The organism is Tessaracoccus sp. MC1627 (assembly GCF_014164725.1).
Classification (GTDB): Bacteria; Actinomycetota; Actinomycetes; order Propionibacteriales; family Propionibacteriaceae; genus Arachnia.
This window is the reverse complement of record NZ_JACJGA010000001.1, coordinates 18,602-35,332: the sequence shown is the minus strand read 5'-3', so window position 1 is coordinate 35,332 and position 16,731 is coordinate 18,602. Positions and strand designations below refer to the sequence as shown.

18 protein-coding genes are annotated in these 16,731 nt (G+C 68.9%); 7 read left to right on the top strand and 11 right to left on the bottom strand.

Annotated features, from left to right (window positions below):
* Nucleotides 1-31: 31 nt before the first annotated feature.
* Nucleotides 32-541: an Lrp/AsnC family transcriptional regulator gene (locus H5399_RS00180; RefSeq protein ID WP_182781022.1), complete on the bottom strand. Its 510-nt coding sequence runs from the start codon at nucleotides 539-541 to the stop codon at nucleotides 32-34.
* 60 nt (nucleotides 542-601) lie between these two features.
* On the opposite strand from H5399_RS00180, the gene H5399_RS00175 reads away from it, so the two are divergent.
* The gene (locus H5399_RS00175) at nucleotides 602-1,249 is read left to right on the top strand and encodes a LysE family translocator (RefSeq protein WP_220490669.1); all 648 of its coding nucleotides are present in this window, start codon (nucleotides 602-604) and stop codon (nucleotides 1,247-1,249) included.
* A gap of 91 nt (nucleotides 1,250-1,340) precedes the next feature.
* Nucleotides 1,341-1,868 carry a GNAT family N-acetyltransferase gene (locus H5399_RS00170; protein ID WP_182781021.1) on the top strand — a complete coding sequence of 176 codons (528 nt, stop codon included), beginning with the start codon at nucleotides 1,341-1,343 and terminating at the stop codon, nucleotides 1,866-1,868.
* Between the two features lie 180 nt (nucleotides 1,869-2,048).
* Here the strand turns inward: H5399_RS00170 and arr are convergent, their stop codons facing one another.
* A complete protein-coding gene (gene arr, locus H5399_RS00165) occupies nucleotides 2,049-2,516 on the bottom strand; it encodes an NAD(+)--rifampin ADP-ribosyltransferase (RefSeq protein WP_182781020.1) in 468 nt (155 codons plus the stop codon).
* A 128-nt stretch (nucleotides 2,517-2,644) separates the two neighbouring features.
* Here arr and H5399_RS00160 point away from each other — a divergent pair, with 128 nt between their 5' ends.
* The gene (locus H5399_RS00160) at nucleotides 2,645-3,130 is read left to right on the top strand and encodes a GNAT family N-acetyltransferase (protein ID WP_182781019.1); all 486 of its coding nucleotides are present in this window, start codon (nucleotides 2,645-2,647) and stop codon (nucleotides 3,128-3,130) included.
* Nucleotides 3,131-3,180: 50 nt separating this feature from the next.
* Nucleotides 3,181-6,267 carry a DUF3427 domain-containing protein gene (locus H5399_RS00155; protein ID WP_370585647.1) on the top strand — a complete coding sequence of 1,029 codons (3,087 nt, stop codon included), beginning with the start codon at nucleotides 3,181-3,183 and terminating at the stop codon, nucleotides 6,265-6,267.
* 129 nt (nucleotides 6,268-6,396) lie between these two features.
* On the opposite strand, the gene H5399_RS00150 is transcribed toward H5399_RS00155, so the two are convergent.
* The 5 genes from H5399_RS00150 to H5399_RS00130 all read right to left on the bottom strand — a co-directional run bounded on the left by H5399_RS00150 (nucleotide 6,397) and on the right by H5399_RS00130 (nucleotide 11,040).
* Complete coding sequence (locus H5399_RS00150; RefSeq protein WP_182781018.1) at nucleotides 6,397-6,984, bottom strand: TM2 domain-containing protein; 588 nt, start codon at nucleotides 6,982-6,984, stop codon at nucleotides 6,397-6,399.
* Between the two features lie 151 nt (nucleotides 6,985-7,135).
* Entirely contained in the window at nucleotides 7,136-7,603 is a 468-nt protein-coding gene (locus H5399_RS00145) for an NUDIX domain-containing protein (RefSeq protein ID WP_182781017.1), read from the bottom strand.
* A gap of 29 nt (nucleotides 7,604-7,632) precedes the next feature.
* Nucleotides 7,633-8,127: a bifunctional nuclease family protein gene (locus H5399_RS00140; protein WP_182781016.1), complete on the bottom strand. Its 495-nt coding sequence runs from the start codon at nucleotides 8,125-8,127 to the stop codon at nucleotides 7,633-7,635.
* A 78-nt stretch (nucleotides 8,128-8,205) separates the two neighbouring features.
* A complete protein-coding gene (locus H5399_RS00135; RefSeq protein ID WP_182781015.1) occupies nucleotides 8,206-9,192 on the bottom strand; it encodes an aldo/keto reductase in 987 nt (328 codons plus the stop codon).
* 165 nt (nucleotides 9,193-9,357) lie between these two features.
* Nucleotides 9,358-11,040: an FAD-binding protein gene (locus tag H5399_RS00130; RefSeq protein WP_182781014.1), complete on the bottom strand. Its 1,683-nt coding sequence runs from the start codon at nucleotides 11,038-11,040 to the stop codon at nucleotides 9,358-9,360.
* Nucleotides 11,041-11,088: 48 nt separating this feature from the next.
* Between H5399_RS00130 and H5399_RS00125 the strand changes: the two genes are divergently transcribed.
* From H5399_RS00125 to lgt, 3 genes are all read left to right on the top strand, one after another.
* Nucleotides 11,089-11,652, top strand: a complete 564-nt coding sequence (locus tag H5399_RS00125; RefSeq protein WP_182781013.1) for a TetR/AcrR family transcriptional regulator — start codon at nucleotides 11,089-11,091, stop codon at nucleotides 11,650-11,652.
* Between the two features lie 110 nt (nucleotides 11,653-11,762).
* Entirely contained in the window at nucleotides 11,763-12,203 is a 441-nt protein-coding gene (locus H5399_RS00120; protein ID WP_182781012.1) for a methylglyoxal synthase, read from the top strand.
* A gap of 46 nt (nucleotides 12,204-12,249) precedes the next feature.
* Nucleotides 12,250-13,131 (top strand): prolipoprotein diacylglyceryl transferase, encoded by an 882-nt coding sequence (gene lgt / locus H5399_RS00115; protein ID WP_182781011.1) that lies wholly within the window; start codon nucleotides 12,250-12,252, stop codon nucleotides 13,129-13,131.
* A 79-nt stretch (nucleotides 13,132-13,210) separates the two neighbouring features.
* On the opposite strand, the gene H5399_RS00110 is transcribed toward lgt, so the two are convergent.
* The 4 genes from H5399_RS00110 to H5399_RS00095 all read right to left on the bottom strand — a co-directional run bounded on the left by H5399_RS00110 (nucleotide 13,211) and on the right by H5399_RS00095 (nucleotide 16,583).
* On the bottom strand, nucleotides 13,211-14,422 hold the full coding sequence (locus H5399_RS00110) for an ROK family transcriptional regulator (protein WP_182781010.1): 1,212 nt from the start codon (nucleotides 14,420-14,422) through the stop codon (nucleotides 13,211-13,213).
* Nucleotides 14,423-14,501: 79 nt separating this feature from the next.
* The gene (locus tag H5399_RS00105) at nucleotides 14,502-14,855 is read right to left on the bottom strand and encodes an MGMT family protein (protein ID WP_182781009.1); all 354 of its coding nucleotides are present in this window, start codon (nucleotides 14,853-14,855) and stop codon (nucleotides 14,502-14,504) included.
* Nucleotides 14,848-15,594: an NAD-dependent deacetylase gene (locus tag H5399_RS00100; RefSeq protein WP_370585646.1), complete on the bottom strand. Its 747-nt coding sequence runs from the start codon at nucleotides 15,592-15,594 to the stop codon at nucleotides 14,848-14,850. Before H5399_RS00100 ends, H5399_RS00105 begins: the two co-directional genes overlap by 8 nt.
* 14 nt (nucleotides 15,595-15,608) lie before the next feature.
* Nucleotides 15,609-16,583 (bottom strand): aldo/keto reductase, encoded by a 975-nt coding sequence (locus tag H5399_RS00095; RefSeq protein ID WP_182781008.1) that lies wholly within the window; start codon nucleotides 16,581-16,583, stop codon nucleotides 15,609-15,611.
* Nucleotides 16,584-16,731: the final 148 nt, after the last annotated feature.

Genomic DNA, 16,731 nt, shown 5'->3' with positions numbered 1-16,731 from the left:
CCCTCGTCGCGTTGACGGCCAGGCTTGAGTCTCAGGGCTCGGCGGGTCCCGGAGGGTGCCGCAACGGAGCCACCCAGGGCTCGCCGAAGATGAGCTGGGTCCGGCAGTGAGCCACCTGGGGAATGGCGAGGAGCTTGTCGATGATGAGCGTCTGCAACTCCGCGCTGCTGGCCACGGCGACGTGGACGAGGTAGTCCTCGCTGCCGCTGACGTTGTAGAGCGCGAGCGTCTCGGGCAGGGCAAGGGCCTTCTGCACGAAGTCGTTGGCGGTGTCTCGTGCGTGCGGCCGGATCTGGATGCCGAGGAACGCCTGTTCGCCCTTCCCGAGGAGGCTGGGGAGCACGTGAGCGCGCGTCGCGACGATGGTGCCGTTGCGGCGCATCCTCCGGATCCGCTCCAGGCAGGTGCTCGGGGCCACACCCACCTTGGCGGCGATGTCCTTGTTGGGGATGGTCGCATCCACCTGGAGCAGTTCGAGGATCGCCCAGTCCACCGAATCCAGTTCGGGAGATCGGTGATCTTTCCTCTGGGGTTCGTTCATGAGCGAAGGGTAGCGAATCCACCCATAACGTTGCCCGGGACGGAATCTCGGGTTGGAGGCATGGTGGGAGCTGAGTCGTGGGCGGCGTTCGCCGTCGCGCTGTTGGTGGCGCTGGCCGTGCCCGGCCCGGACCTGGTGCTGGTGGTGCACTCGGCCACCCGTGGCGTGCGGGAAGGCGCTTCGGCGGCCGCCGGCATCGTCACCGGGTTGATGCTGCATGCGCTGCTCGCGGCGGCGGGTGCGACTGCTCTGCTGGTGTCCGCGCCGGGCGCTCTGACCGCCATGCAGGTGCTCGGCGCCGGAGTGCTGCTGTGGATAGGCGCGGGCATGCTGCGCGCCGCGCGCAGTGCGGGGACCGGGGTGGATACCGAAGGCATCACCGCGGGGCGGGCGCGGGGTGGCTACGTGCGCGGGTTGGTCACGAACGCGACCAATCCGAAGGCGCTGCTCTTCTTCGCGGCGATCCTGCCCCAGTTCATCGGGCCCGGCGACGGTGCCGAGATGCGCACCGCCGCGCTGTGCGCAGCAGTCGTGCTCGGGGCCGGGCTGTGGTGGGCGGCGGCGATCGCCCTGGTGAGGCTGTTCGGCGTCCACCGGTCCTCCACCGCTGACCGTCTTGTCACCCTCCTGGGCGGCATCGCGTTGCTGCTCATCGGGGCTGGGCTGCTCGCCACCACGGCGTACGGCCACGTCCACCCGGCTGTCTGACCGAACCGGGCGACACACCCATGGCCCGTCTTAGCCCGATACGGTCGGAAGAAAGACATCTGTGACCCACTTCGACAGAAGGACACCGAGCATGGGCCTGAGTTTCCGACGAGCCGAGACGCCTGACACTGCGGCGGCTCAGGCGGCCTACCGGAAGATCATCGACCACCTCGCCGAGACCGTGGACTACCCCCACTGGCACACCGAGGACCACCCTACGCAGGCGGAGGTCGCCGGGTGGGTTGAAGCCGGCGAGCTGTACCTGGCCGTCGACGACGACACCATCGCCGGTGTTGTGGTGCTCAATCACGACGCAGCCGACGCGTACGAGGAGGCTGGTTGGGCGATCGAGGCGGAGCGGGACGAGGTGCTGATTGTCCACGCTCTCGGCGTCGTGCCTGACCATCTCGGACTGGGCGTGGCCCGGTTCCTCGTGGACGCCTCGATCAGGGTCGCGAGGGAACAGGACTGCCGGACCGTCCGCCTGGACACCTATGTCGAGAACATCCCCGCGCGCAGGCTGTATGAACGGTGCGGCTTCACGGATCTGGGTTGCCACACAGTGCGCTACGACGGAACTGACCTGAACCAGTTCCACCTGTTCGAGTACGTCCTCTAGAACCGACCGGCCGCCTGTCCTGATCACCTTCTCGTTCCCTGAGGAGCGTCGTCCGCGCAGCGGCGCGGCGCGTCTCGAAGGGTCGTGGCGTGAGGTTCAGCACGAACTGCTTGTGGGGTCCGAGACGACCCTTCGAGACCCGCCGCCGATGACGCCAGTGGTCGAGTCCTCGCCCACCGGCTAGTCCTCGATGACGTCGAGCCCCTGCTCCCGGAGCTGGGCGAGGTGGTCCAGCATGCCCTTGAGCACCACTGGGTCGTGACCCTCCCAGTTCTCAAGCTCCGCGACAACGCGCAGTGGGTGCCGGGTCCGGTAGGACCTCGTGGGGTTGCCCGGGAAGCGCTTGTTGGTCACGTTGGGGTCGTCCTCGAACGGGCCCGTGGGCTCGACGACGTAGACGTGACCGCGCTCGGCGCTGCCGGTCAGGGCGGTAGCCAGCTCCGCTCCCCACACTGCCGTCTCCACCAGTGCCGAGAAGTAGATGTTGTTCGACGTCCGCCCCGCGTGGAAGTTTGAGCCGTAGCCTGCAACGAGTTCGGTGCCGGGCTCCAGCGCCGACTTCGTGCCGTGGTAGAACGGCCCCTCGACGTGGGAACAGCTCTCGAAGGTGACGGGCGTGTGGGTGCCGGGGTCCTCGTCTGATGTCATCTCTCTCCTTCGTCATGGATACACACGAGTCTGCCATCGGGGGTGCTCGGGCAGCGCCTTGCGAGGCTCGTCGCAGTGCCGTCGAGTGCGCTCTCGCCCTGCAGAGACCTCGAAGGTAGCGTTGCCGGATGCCCGTCACGCTCCGCCCCTACCGCGACCTCGACGCCGAGCCCACCTGGCAGGTCTTCCACGCTGCGGTGCGCGTAACGGCTCGCGGGGACTACACGCCCGAGCAGCTGGAGGCCTGGTCACCCGACGAGGTGGATCTCGAGGTCTGGGGCCGACGGCGGGCCCAGGCGTGGACTCTGGTCGCGGTGGAGGGGGATCGGGTGGTGGGGTTCAGCGACCTGACCGACGACGGGGTGCTCGACATGCTGTTCGTGCACCCCGACGCCGGGGGCCAGGGTGTGGCGAGGCTGCTGGTGACGGCGGTCCTGGTGGAGGCGCGACGGCGCGGGCTCGCCCGCGTGGTGACCCACGCCAGCCGCACGGCCAGGCCGGCCTTCGAGCGGTTCGGGTTCGTCGTCGAGCGTGAGAACACCGACAACTGGACCCGGGGAGTACGAGTCCCGAACTTCGACATGCACGCGGATCTTCCAGCCGAACCCCGCTGACAAGGCGAGGCGCGCGGTCTTTCGTCGCGGCCAGCTGACATGCTGGGGCCGTGAGCAGCAGCGATGTGCCAGAGGGTTTCTACGACGCGTTGGTCACCCGGGCGCTCCAGCGCCAGATTGAGGTCTCTGGCCTGGACCCCACCCTCGCGGCCATCGAGTCCGCAGAACTCGCAGATGTGCTTGCCCACCATGTGCGCCGAGTGTCACTGGCCGCCTTCGAGGACGTGAGTGAGAAACGTGGCCGTGAGCTCGTCGATGAGGTGATCGCCGGCATGGGATCCGAGGGGGACCTCGTCGCAGGCGAGCCTCGTCGCCTGCTTGCACTCCTGCGCCCCGCCATCCCCGGGCACCCAGCGCGCTACCTCGGCGCTCCGGAAACACCCCTGTCGCAGCCTGCCCTCCTCACCAACTCACGAGGCGAGCCGACGATGGGGAGCGAGATCGCCTCCGAGCTCGGCTCCGCCGACCACGTCGAGCTCCTGTGCGCGTTCATCAAGTGGTACGGCATCCGCACGCTGGAGAAGCAGCTCAGCAGCCTCCGCGAGCGGGGAGTCCCGCTGCGCGTGATCACCTCCACCTACCTGGGCTCGACGGAGCGAGCGGCCCTCGATCGGTTGATCCAAGACTTCGGCGCCGAGGTCCGGATCAGCTACGAGACGTCCCGCACCCGGCTCCACGCGAAGGCCTGGCGATTCCTCCGCAACACGGGATACGACACTGCCTACGTCGGGTCCTCCAACCTCACCAGCACGGCGATGCTGGACGGCGTCGAGTGGAACGTGCGGCTCACGTCGACCTCCACTCCGGACCTGCTGCGCAAATTCAGCGCCACCTTCGACAGCTACTGGAACGATCAGGCCTTCGAGCCCTACACGCCCGACGACGGGGATCGTCTGGACCGCGCCCTCGCGGAGGCTTCGGGGAAGACCCGGGCGACGGGCTCCCTCGCGATTTCGGGGCTCGAGGTGCATCCGTGGCCGCACCAGGAGCGAATCCTGGAGGCCCTCGACGTGGAGCGCCACGTGCATGACCGGCACCGCAACCTCGTCGTCGCGGCCACCGGAACAGGCAAGACCGTGGTGGCGGCGCTGGATTACCGCAACCTCGCTCGGGCAGCGGGTCGGCGGCCCAGCCTCCTGTTTGTGGCGCATCGCCGAGAGATCTTGGAGCAAGCCCTGCGCACCTACCGCGAGGTCCTGGCCGACGGAGGCTTCGGTGAGCTGCTCGTTGCCGGCTATCGGCCCTCGCGGTGGCAGCATGTCTTCGCCTCGGTTCAGTCGTTGAGCGCCGAATCGCTGGCTCAGATGGACTCATCGGCTTTCGAGGTGGTGGTCGTTGACGAGTTTCACCACGCTGAGGCCTCGAGCTACCGCCGCATCCTGGACCACTTCAAGCCGGCCGAACTCCTGGGCCTCACCGCAACCCCGGAGCGTGCCGACGGTGTCGATGTCCGAAGCTTCTTCGGCAACCGTGCCGCCTACGAGCTGAGGCTTTGGGACGCGCTCAGCTCGGACCTCCTCAGCCCGTTCCACTACTTCGGGATCGCCGACACCACGGATCTCAGCCACGTCGACTTCCGGCGGGGACGCTACGACGTGGGGCAGCTGTCTGGGCTCTTCACGGGCAACGACGCCAGATCGCGTGTCGTCCTCAAGGAGTTGTCCCGCAAGGTGGCCAGCCCGGGTGCCATGAGGGCCCTGGGCTTCTGTGTGGACGTGTCGCACGCGCGCTACATGGCCAAGGTGTTCAACGACGCGGGTCTTCCCGCGGTGGCCGTCGACGGAGACACCCCTGAGGCTGAACGCAAGGCAGCCGTCGCTCGGCTCACTGCGAGTGAGCTGGTGGCGATCTTCACCGCGGACCTGTTCAACGAGGGCGTCGACATCCCGGACGTCGACACCCTGCTGTTCCTCCGCCCCACGGAGAGTGCCACGATCTTCCTGCAGCAGTTGGGGCGCGGCCTCAGGCGCACTCCGGACAAGCCGGTGCTGACGGTGCTGGACTTCGTGGGCCATCACCGTAAGGACTTCAACGTCGCCCAGCGCTTCCGCGCCATCGTCGGAGGGTCGCGGAAGTCACTGAGAGAGCAGGTAGAGCGCGGCTTCCCCTACCTGCCGTCGGGCTCGCAGATAGTGCTCGACGACGTCACTCAGGAGCGCGTCCTCGACAACATCAAGGCTCAGATCGCCACACGGTGGAAGCACCTCGTCGCCGAAATGCGGGCCGTCGGCGACGTCGACCTCCGCACCTACCTGGACGAGAGCGGCGTCGAGCTTCCTGACCTGCTGGGCAAGAAGTCGTTCACCGAGCTGCGCCGCGAGGCGGGCCTGCCCACCCCCGCGGGCGGGCACCTGGAGGCCCAGCTCCTGAAACGCGTCAAAGCGCTGGTTCACGTCGACGATGTGGACCGCCACGCGGCCTACACGCGGCTGCTGTCGGACGCCGCCCCCTATTCCCAGAACCTCCAGGACCCAGATCGTCGCTGGGCCCAGATGCTCTTTTTCTCCCTCTGGCCGCACGGCGGAGGATTCGCCAGCGTCGAGGATGGCCTGGCGGCTCTGCGTGATGAGCCAGCTTTCAGGCAGGAGGCGTGCATGGTGCTCGATTGGGCGCTTGACCAGGCCGAACACGTGGCGCGCCCCCTCGTCGGACGGCTCCGTGACACGCCGCTCAGGTCGCATGCGCGGTACTCACGTGAGGAGCTTGCGGCCGCTCTGGGGTACGCCAGCCTCAGCCGATTGCCCGGGAATCTGCGCGAGGGGGTGTTCTACAACCGGGAGGTCGACGTCGACGCGCTGCTGGTCACACTCGTCAAGACCGAGCGCGGCTTCTCGCCAACCACGATGTATCGCGACTACGCCATCAACGCATCGCTGTTCCACTGGGAGTCGCAGTCCCGGACCACCGTCGAATCACCGACGGGGCAGCGCTACGTGACCCAACGCACCAATGGCGCCGAGGTGGCGCTCTTCGTGAGGAACACCTCGACGTGGGAGTTCGGCACTGGCGCGCCGTATCTGCTGCTCGGGGACGTTGATTACGTCGACCACCGAGGCGAGCGACCGATTGCGATCACCTGGAAGTTGCGGCGAGCCATGCCTCCGCAGGTCCTGCAGGAGGCACGCGCGGTCAGCTGACGCATGCACCCACATGGTGAGAATCCGGGGAGATGGACGCCATAGGGCGCCATCTCCCCGGATTCTCACTCTCTCCGCCTGGGTCCTGATCCACCAGACCCAGGGAACCGTCGAGAGGGAGCAACCAACTCAGTCCGTGAGCTCCACGCCCGTCGCGTCGCGGTGCCACTGCTCGCCCGGCTTCGAGATGAGGATCAGGACGCCCTCGATCAGGCCCCAGATGGCCGACACCCAGGACAGGAAGCCCACCGACAGCACGGTGATGAGGAGCTGGATCAGCGCCTTCTTGGTGAAGCCGAGGTAGAAGTTGTGGATGCCCAGCCCGCCGAGCAGGATGCCGAGGATGCCGGCCACGATCTTGGACTTCTGGCTCACGGGGGCGCCGCCGAACTGCTGGCCCTGGTAAGGCGCGCCGGAGTACTGCTGTTGGCCCTGGTATGGGGCGCCGGAGTACTGCTGCTGGCCCTGGTGCTGGCCGGTGGGCTGCCCGTAAGTGGGGGTGCCGGTGGGCTGCCCGTAGACGGGGGCCTCGGGCTGGGCATGGGAGGCCGGGGCCGGGTCCGCCTGGAACGGGGCGGCGTAGGGCTGGGGGTCGGCGGGCTGCTGGTCGGCGGCGGGCTGGTCAAAGGTGGGCTGATCGAAGCTCGGCTGCTCGGCGGGCGTGCCGATCGGCTCCGGGTCAACGTTGCGCTGGGGGTCCTGGGGAGGCTGAGTCATGAGAATTCCTGTTCAGTGATGCGCCGGCTCAGGCCGACGACGCGCTCAAGATAGCGCAACGGGTGGGTCACGCAGGGACCTCTGCTCCGCCGTTCGCGGGAAGCGCAGGACGGACCTTCGGCGGTACCCTCCCCGCCGTCGCCGATGTCCATCACCGCACGAAGTGGGTGGCCTCGTCGCTTGTCAGGGCGTGCTCGAGGGCCTCCCGATGCCACTGCGACAAGGGCGGAAGGTCGTCGAGGGGGAACCATCGTGCTTCCGTGTTCTCGTCGTCGGCGGGGTGGGGCTCGCCGCTCACCCACCGGAAGAGGAACTCGACGGACAGGTACTGGGTCTGATCCCCGTTGTCGTAGGTGATCATCGGCGTCACCCGCAGCGAGACCAACCGCACCGGCTCGCCCACCACCCCCGCCTCCTCGAGCAGCTCCCGGCGGGCGGCCTGCGCGGGCTCCTCGCCCGGATCGACGATCCCCGTGACCGGAGTCCAGGCGCCGTTGTCCGCGCGCCGCACCAGCAGCACCTCGCCGTCGCGCACGACGATGGCGCTGGTGCCGGTCAGCCAGAGCGGGGCGTGGCCCACCTTCTCGCGCAGCTTCAGGATGAAATCAGGGGTGGCCATGGGCACACGCTAGCGGGGTCGGCGCCGGCTCAGCCCTGGAAGTCCTCCGGCTCCACGTCCTCCAGGAATTTGGTGAACGCCTCCACCTCGGCTTCCTCATCCACCTCGTGCTCCCGGTCGTCGGGGATGGCGGCGTCGTCGAGCACCGACTCGTCCGCCCAGATCACCGTCCCCGTGCGGACGGCGAGCCCCAGCGCGTCCGAGGGCCTCGCGTCCAGCACGAGCTGCCCGCCGGGCGTGGACAAGGTGATCTCGGCGTAGAAGGTGCCACCCTCGATGCGGGTGATCGCGACCCTCTCCACCGAGGCATCCAACGCCTCCAGCACATGCCGCATCAGGTCCAGGGTGAGCGGCCGGGGTGCCGGGTCGCCGTTGACGCCCTGAAGGATCGCGGCGGCCTCGAGCCCGCCGATCCAGATCGGCAGCATCCTGCCCTCGCCCGTCTCTTCGCCGACGGGTTTCAGGATCACCACCGGCTGCGACTTCACGTCCAGTGCGAGCCCGACGATGTGGACGGGGATCATGGATGCCACCTCTCAGCGGGGCCAGATGTGTTCGGCCGGATCTTGATGCCTTCTTCCATCGTAGGCCCGGCCGACGCCTCACCAGCGGTCGTGCACGTACCCGCGGATGTACTCGTCGTAGATTCGCTCACACGCCGCCAACTGCTCAGCGGTCAGCGACGGCAGCGACCCCGCCGCCGCGTTCGCCCGGGCCTGCTCCGGCCGGCTCGCCCCCGGGATCACGACGGAGACCCCAGGCTGATCGATGATCCAGCGCAGCGCCAGCTGGGCCGGGCTGACGCCCTCGGGCACGATGGCGGCGAACTCCCGCGCCGCCTCGACGCCGACGTCGTAGGGGACCCCGCTGAACGTCTCGCCCTGGTCGAAGGCCTCGCCCTGACGGTTGTAGGTGCGGTGGTCCTCCACCGCGAACGTCGTCGACGCGGTGAACCGGCCTGTCAGGAGCCCGCTGGCCAGCGGCACCCGCGCGATGATGCCCACCCCCGCCTCGACGGCGGCCGGCAGCACGCGCTCCAACGGCTTGCGGCGGAACACGTTGAGGATGATCTGGATGCTGGCCACCCCGGGACGAGCCATGGCGGTGAGGGCCTCGTCGACCGTCTCCACGGACACGCCGTAGTGCCTGATCCGGCCCTCGGCCACCATCTCGTCGAGCACGTCGTAGACCGAGTCGTCGGAGTACACCGGTGTGGGCGGGCAGTGCAGCTGGATCAGGTCGATGGCCTCGACGCCGAGCAGGCTGCGGGAGCGGTCGGTCCAGGCGCGGAGATTGTCGCGGGTGAACTGGTCCGGGGTGTGCGGGTTGGCGCGGCGGCCCAGCTTGGTGGCCACCGTGAGAGAGTCGTCGGCGCGCTCCCTGAGGAAACGGCCGACGAGCTCCTCGCTGTGCCCGTCGCCGTAGACGTCCGCGGTGTCGAAAAAGGTGACGCCCTCGTCGGCGGCGGTGTGGAGGACCGCCATGGCGGTGTCGTCGCTGACCGAGCCCCAATCGCCGCCGAACTGCCAGCATCCTTGTCCCACGACGCCGATGGTGCGGCCGGTCCTACCCAAAATGGAAGTCTGCATGCCTCCCACCTTGGCACACCACACCTGATCACGTCTGAGGTGCTCCGCCTTCGCCTATCGAGCCCGGGGAGCGAGTCATAGTTATGCATAGTTATGAGGCATTCGAGCCGGTGATCCCAAATGCTCATATCTCTGTATGACCGTGCTGGCAGCGCACCGCCGCCGTCAGCCGGCGGAGGTTGAACCTCCCGCACCCACGAGGTCTCCCGCCGATCCGGCGCCGGCCATGTGGCGGGCCCCCCGGAGGCCGAACACCGCCGCTGGGCCGATCGTCGAGCCGGGGCCGGGATACGTGCGCCCCATCACCGAGGCCGAGTTGTTGCCCGCCGCGTACAGGCCCTCGATCACCGAGCCGTCCTCACGCAGCGCCCGCGCGAACTCGTCGGTCACCACGCCTCCCTTCGTGCCCAGATCGCCGATCACCACGCGATACGCCGTGAACGGACCCTTCTCCAGCGGGCCCAGGTTGGCGTTCGGGATCACCGACGGATCGCCGTAGTAGCGGTCGTAGGCGGACCTCCCGCGGCCGAAGTCGTCATCCACGCCCGCCCGGGCGAAGGCGTTGAACCGGTCGACGGTGGCGCGCAGCGTGGCGGGCTCCATCCGCAGCTTCCGCGCCAGAGCCTCGACGGTGTCCGCCTTCGCCATCAACCCCTCGGCCGCAAGCTTCTTGTTGGTGCGCGGATCCATCGCGTAGGTGCGCATGTAGCGGCGCGCGTGGCGGGCCTCGCCGATGATCCAGTAGGCACCGTCCTTGTCGTGCTCCAACATGTGGTGCCCCAGGTCCACGTAGGACTCCGCCTCGTTGGCGAACCGTTCCCCGCGGCCGTCCACCATGATCGAGTAGGGCAGCGCCCGCTCGCCCACGATGAAGGACGGGTCCCCGCCGTCGGCGCCGATCACGGACGCGCCCCGCCACGCGTCGTCCATCAGCTCCAGCGCCGCGCCCGCCCGCTGGCCGAGCCCGATCGCTGAGCCCAGGTTGCCCGGGTTGCCGGAGCTGTCGCCCTCGATGCCGTGGTACTGCACCCGCATCAGGGCGTTGCGGTCGAATCCGCCGCCCGCGAGCATCACGCCGCGGCGGGCGCCCACCGTCTGGGTGCGGCCGTCGCGGGTGATCCGCACGCCGACCACGCGGTCGCCGTCGAAGATCAGCTCCTCGACGGGGCTGCTCAGCCACAGCTTCGCTCCGCCCTTCTGCACCACGCCCGCGAACATCGCGGTGGCGAGCGCGGCGCCGATCCCCACGCCCCGCCTCCCGGTGCCCAGGAATCCGAGCATCCGGAACACGAGGCTCGCTCCGCGCTTGAATCCGCCCCAGGTGGACCAGGCGCGCTGGATGAGCCACACGTCGTCGGTCATGATCGGCAGCGGCGCCGTGAGGCGGAGCGTCGAATACCAGTCGCCAAGCACCTTCGAGTCCAGTGGCTTCACCTCCACGGCGCGCCCGATCCGCCCACCGGGGAGTTCGGGGTAGTAGTCCGGGTACTCGCCCGCCCGGACGAACTCCACCCCGTAGCGCTCAGCGGTGGTGACCAAGTCGGACACCGAATCGACGAAGGCCTCCTTGCGCTCGCGCGATGTGCACCGTCCGACGTCCCCGATGCACGCCTCCATGTACTCGAGTGCGGACTCGCGGGAGTCGGAGACCCTCTCCCGCTGCATCAAGGGATTGTTGGGCAGCCAGAGGCCGCCTCCCGACATGGCCGTGCTGCCGCCCCACTTCTCGGTGCTCTCCAGCATCACCACGTCCAGCTTCTCGTCGACGGCGCCCAGCGCGGTGGCCATCGCGGCCCCACCCGAGCCCACAACCACCACATCGAAAGTGTGGTCGAAAGTCTGCGTCATCTCTCCTCCTCATACCGGACATCTATGTCCGGTTCTATGCTGTCCAGCATGCCCGCCCATCACCGTCGGATCAATAGGGGACCCGCAGCGGCCGCCGAGAATCGCCGCGCGGTGCTGGCCGCCGCCCGCGAACTCTTCGCCGAACGGGGCTACGACGTGCCGATGCAGGCCATCGCCAAGCGGGCCGGCGTCGGCCAGGGGGTGCTCTACCGGCACTTCCCCAAGCGACTGGACCTGGCGCTGGCGGTGTTCGAGGAGAACTTCGTCCGCCTCGAGACGGCCGGGGCCGACGTGGGCCCCGGCTCCTTCAGCGCCCTGTGGGGAGTGATGGTGGACAGCGTGGTGGAATCCGCAGCCTTCGTCGAGATGGCGGTCGAGGCGCGGCGCGAGATGCCGGACTTCGGCGGCAACGAGCGTGTGGTCGCGGTGTTCGCCCCCCACGTGGAGGCCGCCAGGCAGGCGGGGGAGGTGCGCCCGGACCTCGTCGTCGACGATGTGCTCACGGCCGTGCGGATGGTCTACGGCCTGGTGGTGACCAGCGGCGGCGGGGGCATGCTGAGGCAGCGGATCGCGGCGGTGTCGCGGCGGTGGTTCGGACTCACCGCTGCTTGAGCCGGACCGCGGGGACCCCGATCGAGCAGGTGGAGGCAACAGACGGCTAAGCCGCGCCCAGCGGTTCGTGCAGGCCTACGCTGGCCTCACACGGATGAGAGGCGGCAGACATGCCGGACGTCAAACACAACATCGCCCTGGTGGCCCACGACAACAAGAAGGCCGAGCTGCTCAGCTGGGCCAACTACAACCGGGGCACCCTCAGCCACCACACCCTCTTCGCCACCGGCACCACGGGCACGATGCTGGAGTTCGAGCTCGGGCTGCCCGTGACCCGGCTGCTGTCCGGCCCCGTGGGCGGGGACCAACAGATCGGCGCGATGATCGCCGAAGGCCGCATCGACACGCTCATCTTCTTCTGGGATCCGCTCGAGCCGCAGCCCCACGACCCTGACGTGAAGGCACTGCTGAGGATCGGGGCCGTGTGGAACGTGCCCATGGCGTGCAACGTGGCCACTGCCGACGTCCTGATCTCCTCGCCGCTGATGAGCCAGCCATGGGCGAACCGCCCCGACATCACGCCGCGAGCCTGGGAACCCACCGAGGAGTGATGGCCGGTCCGGCGGCCACCTTGCCGCGGTATGGAAAGCTGGGGCCGTGACACCCCTCGAGCTGACCTTCCCGGACATCAATCCGGTTGCCATCAACATCTTCGGCCTGAAGATCCACTGGTACGCACTCATGTACCTCCTCGCGTTCGCGATGGGGTACGGGCTGATGATCCTGCGCCTCCGGCACGAGCCCTACCGCTCCATCGCCACGCCCAGACCGTGGACCCGGACGAGCATCGAAGACATCCTGCTCGCGGCCATCATCGGCGTCATGGTGGGCGGACGCCTCGGCTACACGCTCTTCTACAACCCGGCCTACTACTTCGCCAACCCCCTGGAGATCCTCCAGATCTGGGACGGCGGGATGAGCTTCCACGGCGGTGCCATCGGCGTGGCGCTCGGCCTGGCCTGGTTCGCCTTCCGCGAGAAGCGCCCCTTCCTCCAGGTGGCGGACTTCCTCGTACCCGCCGCGCCCATCGGCCTGGCGGCCGGCCGGTTCGGCAACTTCATCAACGGCGAGCTGTGGGGCCGCGAGGCCTCGGCAGATCTGCCGTGGGCCATGAGGTTCCCCACCGGGGGCGACGTCCTGCGCCACCCGTCGCAGCTGTACCAGATGCTCCTCGAGGGCGTCCTACTGTTCATCCTGCTCTGGCTCTACGCCCGCAAGGCCCGCTTCCGCGGCCAGATCACCGGCGCATTCATCGCCGGCTACGGACTGTTCCGGTTCATCGCGGAGTTCTGGCGCGAGCCCGACGCGCAGCTCGGCTTCCTCTCGCTCGGGCTCAGCATGGGTCAGTGGTTGTCGCTGCCCATGGTGCTGATCGGCCTCGTCCTCTGGTCTTGGGCCCGGATGCGCGCAGTCAGCGATGTGGAGACCGAGGCTGTGGATAACCCGGCGGATAAGTCCGACGAGTCCGACGGGGCCTGACCCCTTCGCGGTGACCTGCGGTCATTTCGCACCGCGAACCTGTGGACAACTGTGTGGACGGCTGTGTGGACCGACCGGCTCAGAGGTGGTAGTGGCCGGCGCGGGCGGCCAGCCACCCTTCGGGATCCTTGAAGACGGGTCCCATGGCCACCAGCCCCGCCCCCATCGCGGGCCTCAGGGGCGCGTCGGTCAGTGCCGTGACCTCCAGGGGTGTCTTGCGCGCCCACACCACCCGGCCCGCCAGCTGCCGGTGCAGAGGCTCCCGCAGCCAGGGTTCGAGGTGGGCGAAGTGTCCGGTCAGGCGCACGGTGGACACGTCGGAGAGGTTGATCGCAGCCCCGAGCGCGATTCCCAAGGCGCCGGCGGCGCGCCGGATCACAGTCTGGGCCCGTTCGTCGCCGTGGGAGAGGGCATGGATGAGTGCCTCGAGGGAGGGCTGCCTGGCCGCTGACAGCAGAGCGTGCTGGCCCACCACCGTCTCCAGGCAACCGACGGATCCGCACGGACAGGGTGCCCCGCGCGGATCCACGCAGACGTGTCCGATCTCTCCGGCCCAGCCGTGCTCGCCGAGGTGCAGCCTGCCCCTGACGACGATGGCGCCCCCCACCCCGGCGTCACCGCAGAGGATGATGAAGGACCCGCCGTGCGCGTCGCGCAGCAGGGTGACCGCGCCGCAGTCCGCGTCGTTGGCGACACCCAGCGCCACTGGCACGCCGTCGTGCTCGAGAGACCAGTGATCGGCAGGGCGTTCCCCCTCCCAGCCGAGCGGGGTGGAGCGCACGACCACGCCGGCCTTGCGATCCACCAACGCGGGCAGCGCCACGTAGGCCCCGATGAGGCGGCCTGCGGGAGGAAGCTCCTCCAGGACGCTGCGTGAGAGGCGCTCCAACTCCGCCATCGTCCCCGCGACACCCAGGTGCTTGGCGTCCGTGGCCACCTCCCTCGAGGCAGTGACCTTGGAGGTCAGGTCCACGAGGCCCACCGCGAGCCTGCCCAGGCGTACATGCAGGCCCAGCCCGAACGTGGTGCCCGACTTGATGAACAGCGGGACCGCGGGGCGGCCCCGGCCGGCGCTGGCCGCCTCGCCCTCGCTCACCAGATCGCCGGAGATCAGCTCGTCAACCAGCCGCGACACCGTCGATCTCGTCATCCCCAGCTGCTGGGCGATTCCCGCGCGCGACACGTGCCCGCTGTGTTCCACCACGCGCAGAAACACCAACGCGAGGTTCGACGATCGCATCGCCGACTGCGTCATGCCCGAGGTGTGCTCGTACTCCGGCTCTTCCGTCATGCAACTCACTTCCGATCACCGACGCTGGGGGTGCGTCTCCGGTGACGCCGCCAGTGTCCACCCAACAAGGTGTTGAGCGCTAGGGGGCGTCCATAAATGGGCGGTCAGGCAGATCTGCAACGGCGGCCCGATAGTCGTCGCCTAGGCGCTCCAGGTCCGCCCGGCAGCGGCTGATCAGGCAGCGGTCGCCGTCGGCGTCGATGCCTTCCCGCTGCCACTGCTTCCGGGCCAGCGGGAGCAGATGCTCGGGCATTCGCCCAGAAGCGTTGGTCACCCGCCACCACGACACCTCACCGCCCCAACTAGTCATGATGCTGCCGACCCGGCGGGGCGACGTGCCGACAAGAGCCGCGATGTCGCCGTAAGCCACGACCCGCCCCGGCGGCACCTGCTCCACGGCCCGCAGCACGCGCTCCACCACCTCGTCACTCATTCGCGACCCCGAGCAGAGCCGGGAGGACCTCGTCGAGCTGACCGCGGATGACCTGGTCCGCGTCGTCGTCGTAGGCGGTGGCCTCCGCGTTGACGATCACTCCGTAGGCCCCGAGCTCCAACGCCAACGGGAACAGGCCGGCGACGGGGTAGACGCCGAGAGTGGTGCCGACGGCGACGATGGCGTCGCAGTCTTCCGCCGCCGCCACCGCGGCGCCCAGCACGTCGGCGTCGAGGACCTCCTCGAACAGCACGACGGTGGCCCGTGTGATCCCCCCACACGCGGGGCAACGCGGATCCTCCTCGCCGGCCGCCACCCGCTCCAGCATCTCCTCCATCGGACCGGTGCGCCCACACATCTCGCAGCGCCAGGTGCGCGCCGAGCCGTGGATCTCGTGCACCAGATCGGGGTTGCTGCCGGCCAACTGGTGCAGACCGTCGGTGTTCTGCGTGACGATCGCGCGCAACCGCCCCGCCCGCTCCAACTCGACGATGGCCCGGTGTGCGCGAGTGGGCTGCGCGGCCCACATCGCGGGGTGGGCCCGACGGCGCCAGGCCGCCTTGCGCACGTCGTCGTCGCGGAGGTACCAGGAGAGGGTGGAGACCAGCTCCGCGTAGGGGTCGCGCGTCCAGAGGCCCTCCGGCCCACGGAAGTCCGGGATGCCCGCGGCGGTGGACAGCCCGGCCCCGCTGAGGATGAGGATCCGGGTGGCCTCGTCGAGGGTCGAGATCTTCGCCACGGCTCAGCGTCCGGTCACCAGGCGTAGGCCTCCGGCGCGGCGCCGCCGGGGCCGGGGAAGATCTCGTCGAGGCGCTTCAGGGCCGCGTCGTCGAGGGTGATCTCCACCGCGCGGAGGGCCCCTTCGAGCTGCTCCATGGTGCGAGGCCCGATGATCGGTCCGGTGACACCGTTCTGGTGCAGCAACCACGCGAGGGCCACGTCGCCGGGCGCGTGGCCGAGCTCGTCGCAGAACGCCTCCCACTGCTCCAGCTGGGCACGCTGCTTCTCGATGCGCTTCAGCATGCCCGCGTCTGCGCGGCGGCCCTCATCGATCTTGCGGAGCACGCCACCCAGCAGGCCGCCACCCAGCGGCGACCACGGAATGACGCCGAGGCCGTAGTGGCGGGCTGCCGGGAGGACCTCGAGCTCGATGGTGCGGGCGGCGAGGTGGTAGAGCGACTGCTCGCTGACCAGGCCGAGCGAGTGACGCGCTTTGGCGGCCTCGTTGGCCGCGGCGATGTGCCAGCCGGCGAAGTTCGACGAGCCCACGTAGACGATGTCGCCGGAGGCGACGAGGCGGTCCATCGACTGCCACACCTCCTCCCATGTGGTGGCGCGGTCCACGTGATGCATCTGGTAAAGGTCGATGTGTTCGGTCTGGAGCCGCTGCAGGGAGGCGATCGCCGAGCGGCGCACGTTGACGGCGGACAGCTTCGAGAAGTTCGGCACCTCTTCGTCGAGGGTGGAGCCATAGCACTTGGTGGCCAGCACCACCTCGTCGCGGCGGCCAGACTTGGCGAACCAGCGCCCGACGATCTCCTCGGTGCGGCCGCGATGGCCCTGACCGCCGTAGCCGTTGGCGGTGTCGAAGAAGTTGATGCCCGCGTCGAGGGCCCGGTCCATGATGGCGTGCGAGTCCTCTTCCGAGGTGTGCGGGCCGAAGTTCATGGTGCCGAGCACGATGCGCGAGACGAGAAGGCCGGAACGGCCGAGGTGGGTGTACTGCATGGTGTCCTCCAACTGACTGCTCCTCCACCCTATCCACGGCCCGCGTGCGGGGGTGGGGACTTCGCAGAGGCGACGTGGCACGACTGAGGGGTTAGGACAGCCTCAGCTCATAACTGACCCCCGGGGTCGCAATTGACAACCGCAGTGT